We start from the raw sequence: 9,573 nt of genomic DNA, 5'->3' as shown, positions 1-9,573 counted from the left end.
TCATCCTCCGACAACACCAGCTCGGCCATCGGCCGCCCCATCTTCGCCATGGAGACAGCTTACTAATTCAACGAATTCCCGGCGCAGGACACTAGACAGCCGATCCGGCTACTGAAGAAGAACATGGCACCTGCCTACCCCGAAAGCCCGCCCTCAGGCGGCGCGGCACAACACCTGGATCGTCGGGCGGGAGCGCAGGCCGCCGCCGTCGCTGAAACCAACGGGAGAGGTGGACCCGGTCGCGCTGTCCAGGATCGCCCCCGTGGTCACAGGCGGGTGGTGAACCGGCCTTCTGGCAGGCCGCGCGGCCAGCCGCGTCGGCCGGTTCGACCCGCTTCAGCGGCCGGCGCCGTGTGCGCGGACGCGGTGCGTACATCAGGGGCGCGCGCGAGAGTGCCGTGCATCGTCAGCCGGTCCGCACCAAATCACCGCTGCCGACGCTGATCAGCGGCGACATCGCCCTCACCTCGACCCCGCCGAAGGACGGGGCCGGCGCGCGGGCACAGGTCGTGCGGCGCCAGTCCGACGGAAGTTGGCTGCGCCTGCTCGATCAGCCCGAGTTCGTCCCACCCACCCGCTGCCCCCTTCCCGTCAAGAGCCGCAAGGACGGCGGCTGTGGAGTGTGTGGGCCCGCACGGGGGTACGCCGGCGGCGGCCGGACGCCAGGGACAGCGAACAGGGCCGGGCGGCGACGCTGGACGGTCACGGCCCGGCGCGCACGTCGAACCGCCCGTACGGCGCAGGCGGGCACCCCTCGGGCACGGACAGGAACCGACCGGTAAGGCGCGGCGGCGACAGCCGGCCAGCGGAGTCCGGCACAGCACACGCCACCGGAGGCAGCGGCCGAACGCCGCCCCGGGTGCGGACCGGCAGCCGTTGCTCCTCGACGGGGGGCGCAGGTCCTGGATCCGGTGCGCAGACGCGGCTGGACGGGCATGGCGGCCCCGGTACGGGGCAGCACACAGGTAGCCGGCGCCGGACATGGCGCGGGCACGGACATGGGGAAGGAGGAGCATCCGTTGGACTGGCTGTTCATTGTGAAACCCGCGGACACCGCCCCGGACAGCGGCTCCTCGGAGAAGGACCACATGCTGCACCTCGCCGAGACCGCGCCGCGTCGGGCTTGGTGCCTGTCCAGGTGGCGGCGCATGATCCCCGGCGACCGCTTGTGGATCTACTTCGCCGCGCCGGTACGGGAGATCGCCGCCGTGGCCCGCATCGAGGACGAGCCTCACGAGGTGACGGGGAGCCCCCGCCAGCCATGGCGGTTCACGGCGACGCTGGACCTGGCGGCGACCCGCCGCCTGCACCGCGACCCCGTCCCGCTGCACGCCCTGTCCAACCGGCACCCGCAAGGGGTCACCCGCGTGAAGGACGCCGACCTGGGGCTGCTGCTGGACCACGCGGGCCTGTAGCGGTTCCGCCGATCCCTGTCCCCGTCAGTGCGGCGAGGGCGGGGCCGCCGACGGTGAGGAGTCGGCCCAGGGAGTCAGCTGCCGCGTATCCTCCGCGCCTGCTTCTGCCGCCGCCCAGGCCGGCGCTGCCGGCCGCTGTGGACGGCGACCCGGCGGTCGGGCGGTCGGGTGCCACCGGCCACGTAGGGGGAGGGTGCGCGGTACCGGGGCGAAGCGGGAAGTACTTCCGCTCGTCGCCGGGCGGAGGCGGGGACGCGGCGGCCGAAGCGCCCGGTGCCCGGGCGGGCCTCCGAGAAGTGGTCCGGTGCCGTGGGCGAGGAGGCTCCCGCGATGGCCGCGCCCTCTGAAGTCGCCTCCCCGCTCGGCTCCAGACCCGACACGCGGTAATCCGCCCGACCGCGGGACGTCCGGCTCCCCCTCGATCGCCGCCCAGTCGACGGAGATTCCGAGCGGCTCCCACCCGGTCAGTTCGATCACTCGCCGAACCCGCGTACGACCATCATTCAGCATCGTCCAGCGCACAGGCACGGCGCGGCGCGGCGCGGCGACGGCGGGACGACCACCAGGCGCGACCGTGGGGGTCGCGCCCGTAAAGTCTCGCCTGGGAGGCGACGCTCCCGGACGCCCTGTACACCCGGTACACCCTGTACGCCCTCTTGTACGTACCTCTTCCCCCTCGTTAGCCTCTGACCGTAATCTTCCGACCACAGGGGGAACACCGTGAGGCGCAGACTCTCCGTACGCATGGGCACGGCCGCCGCGATCGCCGGCCTCGTATCGGTCCTCTTGCCCGTCACCTCCGCTGCGGCGCTGGGCAACAACCGCACCGTGTCCCGCGGCTGCGGCTCCAACTACGTCTCCAGCGGGTTCGACGGCAGCGACTACTGGGCCCAGACACAGCGGGTCAGCGGGGACTGTTCGGGCCGCTTCAGCCTCAACTTCGAGATGAGCGACGGGCGTTGGATGACGCGTACGTACTACAACAAGTACTCCGCGTACCGCGAGATCGCCCCCGTCTTCGGCAGGGTCAGCTACGGGTTGCACTGGGGCTGCGACAACTGCAACGTGACGAAGTCCTGACCGCATGGGACGGCTGTCCTCCCTGGTCTGCCTGCTCGTCCTGGCGACCGGTTGCTCGGCGGCGGCGACCTCCGATCCCTCGGCGTCCGCACAGGAATGGGCGCTGAGGGACGGAAAGGTGACACAGGCGGAGTACCACCGCGCGGTGCGCCGCTTCGCCACGTGCTTCACCGACGCGGGCTTCCAGGTGAGCGAGCGGATGCTGAGCCCCGTCGACGGGCGCACCCTCCTGTTCGACCTCCTCCCGGGTAAGAGCCCGGTCGACGCGGCGGCCTGGAACAGGGCGGTGGAGGAGTGTACTCAGTCGCACCTGTCGCACATCGAGCAACGGTACGTGGAGTCCCACGAGCACGTGCTGGACCCCTCACTGCGCCCGTTCATACGCAAGTGCCTCGCGGACAAAGGGATTGCGACGACCGGCAAGGAGCGCAACGCCACGGAATTCGCCGCCGCCGCGCAGAAGGAGCCACTGCCCGTCCTGAAGTGCGTCAACGACAGCACCCGCACAGCCTTCCCCGGCCTGCCCGCAGACCTGAAGATCCTGTACTGACCCGTGGGGATCGACAACAAGGGCGCCTGCTGACCGGCCGCGCTCCCGGGCCGGGCCTGTCCCCCTTGCCCGTCGCGGACGGTGGCGGTCATTCGGCCCTGATGTTGTCCACGTACACGACACCCCTGGCCGGGGCGCCGCTGCCGTGGCCGAGGTACAGGTTGAAGGTCGCCACCTTGGCGAGGCGGGCCGTGTCGAGCACCTCCCCGGCGTGCGCGGTGTCCCAGGGGGCGGGCTTGAACTCGCTGAACGGCGCCCGGAACTCCCAGCCGTTGGTGTCGGACAGCGGAATCCCGTACTCGAAGTAGACGCCCCCGGACACGATCTGCAGCGTCGCACCGTTCGCCGAACCGTCGCCCCGCAGCCACAGCACCAGCGCCGAGAAGGCGGTCCAGTCCGCGTCGACCGTCTTGCCGATGCCGGTGTACGCGGCGCTGCTGAAGTCGTACGAGTAGGCCAGCCCGTACGAGCCCGAGGCCTTGTGGTCGGCCGACAGGGTCGTGGTGTTGGCGTTGATGTGGCTGTAGCCCTCGCTCAGGGTGGCGTCGTCGCCGGCGTACCCCTCGAAGTCGTCGATCCATCCGGCGGGCAGGGGGGCGACCTCGCCGAGGAGGACCAGGGCCGAGTCGGTGAGTGTCCTGCCGCCCGCCCGGGCCTCCACCGAGAGGGTCACCGACCGGTTGTCCAGCCAGGCCGGGTCGATCGGCCAGTCACCGGAGTAGAAGCCGTCGGCGTCGAGGCGGAGCCGTCGGGCGCGTCCGCCGTTCACCGAGTAGCTGACCCGGCTTGCCGTCGTGTGCGTGACCCGTACCCGGACGGTGCTCTCGGGACTCGTCAGGCGCTGCCGGCCCGTGGGAGTCACGAGATGCATGAACGGGGCGTTGCGAACGGCGGTGGTGCGCGCGGCGTACACGCCTCGCAGGTCACCGGCGAAGACGGTGTAGGGGTCCTGGGCGTACTGGACGAAGTCCGCGTGCAGGGCGTGGCCCGGGGTCGGGACGTAGGCCCGGGTGGTGCCGCCGAAGTTGGCCCAGGTCTGCATGTAGGTCACACGGCGGGCCAGCGGGTCCGCCTTGACGGCGCCGAGCAGCTTCGTGAACCACCGCGGGTTGCGGCCCTCCTCCCCGCTCTCGCCGAACTCGGTCCAGGCAGGGACCTTGCCCTTCTCGTCGGCCAGGCGGACCACCACCCCCAGGTCCTTCACCAGGCTTTCCAGCCAGGCGTCCGAGCCGGCGGATTGTCGTAGGCGTCGTAGCCGAAGACGTCGACATAACCGTCGCCCGGGTAGGTCTTGAGGTAGCCCGTCGGGTCGCCCGCGAAGCTGGAGTTGGGCGAGTACGAGTAGAGCAGATTGCGGACGCCCTTGGTGTCCCGCAGGTACTCGACCGTGTAGCGGAAGATCTCGATGTACTCCGCCGACGTGGTGTGGCCGGCGCCCCACCAGAACCAGCCGCCGTTGTTCTCGTGGAAGGGCCGGAAGATGACCGGGATCAGGGTGCCGTCCGCCCGGCGTGCGCCCTTGACCGCCTTCGCGATGCGGTCGAGGAAGGCGTTGAACTGCGGGTGCTTGGCGCCTCCCGGGAGGATCTGGCCGACGACGCGGCCCGACGTGTCGTAGAAGTTCTTGCCCGTGACGAAGTTGGGCATGTGGGCACTGAGCGTGTTGATCCCACCGCGGGCGTCCGCCTGCCGGATGCACCGGCTGAGCGCGGCGATGTTCTCGGCCTCGGTCGTGTCCTTGCTGCCGGGGCGCTCGTCACCGTCGAGGATCAGGGTGTCCCAGCCGAACAGCGCGGGGTGGTCCCCCACGGCCGCCTTGGTGTCGGACGACTTGCCGTCCTGTGTGGTGAAGGTGAAGCCGTACGAAAGGGCGTGCTGGTGGCCGAAGAGGATGCCTTTGCCCTGTTGCCGCATCAGGTACGCGAACAGCGCGCGCGTGGCACTCGTCGCCTTGTCGTCGACGATCCGGACGGGCATCGGCGCGCCGGCCCGAGCCGCGGTGGGGGCCGCCGCCGAAGCCACGGGTATCCCGGTGCCCGTCGCCGCCATGGCGGCCGTGGCGCCGAGGAGGACGAACGAACGGCGGTTCACGGCAGGGGTGTGCATGGCTGTCTCCTTGGACGTGGCCCGGCTCTCGCATCACGGGGAGGCTTTCACCGCGGGACCAGAGGCCGGAACGCGAACCACGCGCCGACGATCCGCTCGTCGACGTCCCGGCGTGCCGACCTTGTGGCCTGCGCGGTCGTGGTGCCGACTGTGCCGGATGACGACAACGTTGTCTACGCCGATACGACAGTTAAGCACCGGTTTAGTGGATTGCTGCGGAGTGCCTCCCTGCGCGGCCGGTAAGACCTTCGCCGCCGTGCCCGAGGATCACGCTCGCCGTCACCGAGCGTGTCCTGGCAGCCATCGCGCGGACCGCCACTTCCACACCGGTCCAGGACTCATGTGATGACTCCTGGAGGGATACCGCCACCAACCCTGGAAGCACGGCGTTTCGCCGTACCCGCCGACGCTCGGTCACGGAACGGACCTGGGAGCGGACGTCGGATCCGGAGCACCTCCTCGTCGCGGGCACGACCCCGCCGACGACGGGTCCACCCGGATCGCCCCTACGCGGTTCGCCGCAGCTGATGGTGTGGCCGCGGTCGTCTCATCGGCGCACGCCTGCTCGGGCCGGCGATGCCGGGCTGCGTCGGCTCCGTACCGTGTATGGGCGTCATCACGCTCCGCCCCGTCGTCATTGCGGCTGGTGACGCCTTTCCCGTCGGCACTCCGAAAGTCAAGAGATTTTCCTGCCCGGTTGCACGGATTCCTGTTGGTGGTGTCATGGAAGGAGCCGTCTGATCGGATGATGCGCTGCCGAGGGCGATCCAATGGATGCGAAGTGAACCGGCACGCCTGCGCCGGGGAGTGTTTTCCGGACCGTACCCATCTCGTGTCAGGTCGTCAGAACCCCGGGCGGGAGACCCAGATGAAGATACAGGCCAGGATCCTTATGACACCCATCGCCACGATCGCGCTCTTCGCGGGCGGGGTAGTCGCACCGGCCACGGCCACAGCCCAGGACCAGTACTTCTACATCGTCAACCAGAGCACCGACATGGCGGCAGAAGTATTCGCCCACGAGCAGGCCGAGAATGCCCGGGTGGTCCTGTGGCCGATCTATGGCGGCGAGAGTCAACAGTTCAAGCAGCAGTTCACGGGGAGCGGTTGGTTCCTGTTGGTCGCAAAACATTCTGGTAAGTGTCTGTCGGGCTCGAACGCTGAGAGCAGGGCAGGGCGTGTGGTCCAGAAGACATGCAACGGCGAGTTGTCGCAGCAGTGGAAGACGCGGCCCATATCCAAGACCTCGGACGAGTGCGGAGATCCCAACCGCTGCTTCGGCGGATCGCGCACCGTACTGGACAACAAGCATTTCAGGTACAGGTGCCTGGACGCGGCCAACGCGAAGGCTCCCACTCCCCCCGTACAGGGCACCGACCTGCAAACGTGGCTATGCATCCATAAGTTCAGCGCTTGGAACCAGGTGAATCAGGACTGGGAGCTCGTACGAACGCAGGACTGGCCTCCCCGGGCCCCCGACGTCCGGTAAGGGTCGGCCGACTCGGGCCGACGACTGGAGGCCGGGCGCGCTCACGGTCGCGCGAGTGGCCGCGGCCGAACCGGCGTCCCGCGGGGGCGGGTGCGACGCACTGTGCACGGACCGCTCCCGCCACGCGGTGCCAGGCGGCGGCGCTCATGGTGCAGGCACGGCCGGGCGCTGGCCCGTCAGCGAATTCGGCGGGCGTTGAGCCGGGCGGCCTGGCGTGTCAGGTGGTTGCGCTCGGCGAGGTTGGGTGCCTTGTGAGCCGCCTCGGCGTACCGCCGAGCCGCCGTCGCCAGGTCGCCGTCGCGCTCGTGGAGGTACGCCGCCACCGCGGCGTGGCGGGGCAGTGCGGGGTCCAGCGCCGCGAGTGCCGCCAGGCCGGCGCGTGGTCCGTCGGCCTCACCGACGGCCACCGCGCGGTTGAGCCGGACGATGGGGTTGTCGGTCAGGCGCGTGAGCTCGTCGTACCACTCGACGATCTGCACCCAGTCGGTCTCCTCCGCGGTGGGCGCGTCGGCGTGGAGGGCCGCGATGGCGGCCTGCGCCTGGAACTCGCCCAGCCGGTCGCGGGCGAGAGCCGCTTGGAGGACCGCCACGCCCTCGGCGATCGAGCCGGTGTCCCAGCGGCCGCGGTCCTGCTCGGCGAGCGGTACCAGGGTGCCGTCGGGCGCGGTCCGGGCGGCGCGCCGGGCGTGGTGGAGGAGCATGAGGGCGAGCAGCCCCGAGGCCTCGGGGTGGTCGGCCAGGGCCGCGAGCTGCCGGGTGAGCCGGATGGCCTCGGCGGCGAGGTCGACATCGCCCGAGTAGCCCTCGTTGAACACCAGGTACAGCACGCGCAGCACGGTGGCGACGTCGCCGGGCTGGTCGAACCGCACGCCGGCCACGGTGCGCTTGGCCCGGCTGATGCGCTGCGCCATGGTCGTCTCGGGTACCAGGTAGGCCTGGGCGATCTGCCGGGTGGTGAGCCCGCCGACGGCGCGCAGCGTGAGCGCGACCGCCGACGAGGGCGTCAGTGACGGGTGGGCGCACAGGAAGTAGAGCTGGAGCGTGTCGTCCACCGCGGGCGCGGACCCGGGCGCCGGTTCCTCGTCGACGAGGTCCTCACGCCGGCGGCGGGCGGCATCCGCCCGCATCGCGTCGAGGAACCGGCGCCAGGCCACGGTGACCAGCCAGCCCTTCGGGTCCCGTGGCACGTCGGCCGGCCAGACGCGGACTGCCTCGACCAGCGCGTCCTGCACGGCGTCCTCGGCCGCCGCGAAGTCGGCTCCGCGGCGGACGAGGATGCCCAGCACGCTCGGCGTGAGGCTGCGGAGCAGGGCCTCGTCCATCGTCGAGGTCACTCCGTGATGGTGGGCGGCGCGGCCAGGAACGGGCGCACCTCGAGCCACTCGTGGATCGGCTTCCCGCCCGCCCCGGGGGCGGCCGACAGTTCCCCGGCCAGCTCGACGGCGCGTTCGTGGCTGTCGACGTCGATCACCATCCAGCCGGCGATCAGGTCCTTGGTCTCGGCGAACGGGCCATCGGTGACCGGCGGGCGCCCCTCACCGTCGTACCGGACCCACACTCCCTCCGGGGCGAGCGCCTGGCCGTCGACGAACTCACCGGTCTTCTCCAGCCGGGCCGCGAAGTCGTTCATGTACCGCACGTGCGCCGAGATCTCCTCCGGCGTCCACTGGTTCATGGGCACGTCGTTGACCGCCGCCGGGGCGCCGCGGTAGTGCTTGAGCAGCAGGTACTTGGCCATCGTGTTCTCCTCGGTGCTGGTGCGACCCATTGTGGTCGCGTTCACCTCGGGGACGGAGCCGATCACGGGTTCTCGACATCGCCGTCCGGAATCTTTTGGGCTCCTGTGATGAGCCTGGGGTCCGCAGGCGGCCGGGCAGGCCCGAGCGGGACGGCACCGGCGGACAGCGCAGGGTGAGCGGGGTGGCAGGACGGAGACAGCGGCGGCCGGGACAACGACCGCGTTCAGGACCAGCCGGGGGCGGCGAGCGGCCCGGCGGGGCGCGACATCCAGGTCGTCCGGACGGCGGCGCAGGCACGGCAGGCTGCTGCGGCGCCACCCTGCTGCCGCGTCGTCCACGGGAGTCGCGCCGCCCGTCAGAAGTCGGGGCAGAGGTGCTTGCGGCTCGCTTCGACGATGTCCTTGGCGACGGCCGGGGTCCGGCCCTCGGGGTGGATGGGGCTGCTCCAGCGCTCCGGTCGCCGTCCGAACCTGCTTGGCCCCGTCCCCGGGGTACCACTTGAGGTCGGCGCAGGTGATCCTGCCGCGGCTGACCGCCTTGTCGTTCCTGCATTGGACGATGTCGGCGTCGATGGCGTCGAGCGCGGCGAGGTAGGCGGTGCGGGTGGCGGCGTCAGGCGTGGCGGGAGTTCGGCGGCTTCCGGGGCCCGGACCATCAGGCAGGGCGATCAGGCGATCGGCGGCACGAGACGAACGGCGTGGCGGCGGAGGAGGGGCGTCATGCTCAACTCCCCCTGTTCGCCCGAACGACGCTGCCATGACGGTCCCGTGCTCGTCGAGACTCCGGACATGTACTGCGGCGATCCCCACCGAGGCGGCGCCGGCTGCGGTGTGGCCGCCTGGCTGCGCCGGGTCGCCGGCACTAGTCTCATGCCGGTGATTACCTGTGTGGTCCAGTACGTGATCGATCCGGCGAAGACCGAGGCGTTCGAGCGCTTCGGCCGCCGCTGGATGGAGCTGGTCGACCGGCACGGCGGTACGCACCATGGGTACTTCCTGCCCGCGGAGGGTGCCAGCGACGAGGCACTCGCCCTGTTCAGCTTTCCCAGTCTCGCCGCGTACGAGGAGTACCGGACGCTTTTCGGCCGGGACCCAGACTTCATCGAGGCGGATCGCATCAGGGACGAAAGCGGCTGCGTACTGCGCTACGAGCGCACCTTCATGCGCCCGCTGCTGCCCGGTAGTCCCTAGGAAC

General features: G+C 70.6%; 9 protein-coding genes and 1 pseudogene. 6 read left to right on the top strand and 4 right to left on the bottom strand.

All coding sequences use genetic code 11. The annotated features are described in order from the left end of the window. Nucleotides 1–425: 425 nt before the first annotated feature. The 4 genes and pseudogenes from AC07DW_RS07770 to AC07DW_RS07755 all read left to right on the top strand — a co-directional run. Nucleotides 426–578: pseudogene (locus AC07DW_RS07770) on the top strand (DUF4440 domain-containing protein); the annotation flags it as partial. Nucleotides 579–1,019: 441 nt separating this feature from the next. Further along, nucleotides 1,020–1,415: a hypothetical protein gene (locus tag AC07DW_RS07765; protein ID WP_478856703.1), complete on the top strand. Its 396-nt coding sequence runs from the start codon at nt 1,020–1,022 to the stop codon at nt 1,413–1,415. A 720-nt stretch (nt 1,416–2,135) separates the two neighbouring features. Next, nucleotides 2,136–2,495, top strand: a complete 360-nt coding sequence (locus AC07DW_RS07760; protein WP_478856702.1) for a hypothetical protein — start codon at nt 2,136–2,138, stop codon at nt 2,493–2,495. A 4-nt stretch (nt 2,496–2,499) separates the two neighbouring features. Then, nucleotides 2,500–3,045: a hypothetical protein gene (locus tag AC07DW_RS07755; RefSeq protein ID WP_478856701.1), complete on the top strand. Its 546-nt coding sequence runs from the start codon at nt 2,500–2,502 to the stop codon at nt 3,043–3,045. An 88-nt stretch (nt 3,046–3,133) separates the two neighbouring features. Here AC07DW_RS07755 and AC07DW_RS07750 read toward each other — a convergent pair whose 3' ends face one another. After that, a complete protein-coding gene (locus tag AC07DW_RS07750; protein ID WP_478856700.1) occupies nt 3,134–4,249 on the bottom strand; it encodes a carbohydrate binding domain-containing protein in 1,116 nt (371 codons plus the stop codon). Then, nucleotides 4,246–5,151 (bottom strand): glycosyl hydrolase, encoded by a 906-nt coding sequence (locus AC07DW_RS07745; protein ID WP_478856699.1) that lies wholly within the window; start codon nt 5,149–5,151, stop codon nt 4,246–4,248. The genes AC07DW_RS07750 and AC07DW_RS07745 overlap by 4 nt, the downstream gene beginning before the upstream one ends. Before the next feature lie 868 nt (nt 5,152–6,019). Here AC07DW_RS07745 and AC07DW_RS07740 point away from each other — a divergent pair. Then, nucleotides 6,020–6,640 (top strand): RICIN domain-containing protein, encoded by a 621-nt coding sequence (locus AC07DW_RS07740; RefSeq protein WP_478856698.1) that lies wholly within the window; start codon nt 6,020–6,022, stop codon nt 6,638–6,640. A 176-nt stretch (nt 6,641–6,816) separates the two neighbouring features. Here the strand turns inward: AC07DW_RS07740 and AC07DW_RS07735 are convergent, their stop codons facing one another. Then, nucleotides 6,817–7,962 (bottom strand): RNA polymerase sigma factor, encoded by a 1,146-nt coding sequence (locus AC07DW_RS07735; RefSeq protein WP_478856731.1) that lies wholly within the window; start codon nt 7,960–7,962, stop codon nt 6,817–6,819. 8 nt (nt 7,963–7,970) lie between these two features. Continuing rightward, on the bottom strand, nt 7,971–8,378 hold the full coding sequence (locus AC07DW_RS07730) for a YciI family protein (RefSeq protein WP_478856730.1): 408 nt from the start codon (nt 8,376–8,378) through the stop codon (nt 7,971–7,973). Between the two features lie 870 nt (nt 8,379–9,248). Between AC07DW_RS07730 and AC07DW_RS07725 the strand changes: the two genes are divergently transcribed. Next, entirely contained in the window at nt 9,249–9,569 is a 321-nt protein-coding gene (locus tag AC07DW_RS07725) for an NIPSNAP family protein (protein ID WP_478856729.1), read from the top strand. Nucleotides 9,570–9,573 lie beyond the last annotated feature (4 nt).

The organism is Streptomyces sp. NPDC045701 (assembly GCF_056432045.1).
The sequence above is the reverse complement of the archived record's forward strand: the minus strand, read 5'-3'. Positions and strand labels throughout refer to the sequence as shown.

Coding starts and splice junctions, on each gene's coding strand:
- AC07DW_RS07740 (WP_478856698.1), top strand. CDS start 6,020: ATGAAGATACAGGCCAGGATCCTTATGACACCCATCGCCACGATCGCG.
- AC07DW_RS07745 (WP_478856699.1), bottom strand. CDS start 5,151: ATGCACACCCCTGCCGTGAACCGCCGTTCGTTCGTCCTCCTCGGCGCC.
- AC07DW_RS07735 (WP_478856731.1), bottom strand. CDS start 7,962: ATGGACGAGGCCCTGCTCCGCAGCCTCACGCCGAGCGTGCTGGGCATC.
- AC07DW_RS07730 (WP_478856730.1), bottom strand. CDS start 8,378: ATGGCCAAGTACCTGCTGCTCAAGCACTACCGCGGCGCCCCGGCGGCG.
- AC07DW_RS07755 (WP_478856701.1), top strand. CDS start 2,500: ATGGGACGGCTGTCCTCCCTGGTCTGCCTGCTCGTCCTGGCGACCGGT.
- AC07DW_RS07725 (WP_478856729.1), top strand. CDS start 9,249: ATGCCGGTGATTACCTGTGTGGTCCAGTACGTGATCGATCCGGCGAAG.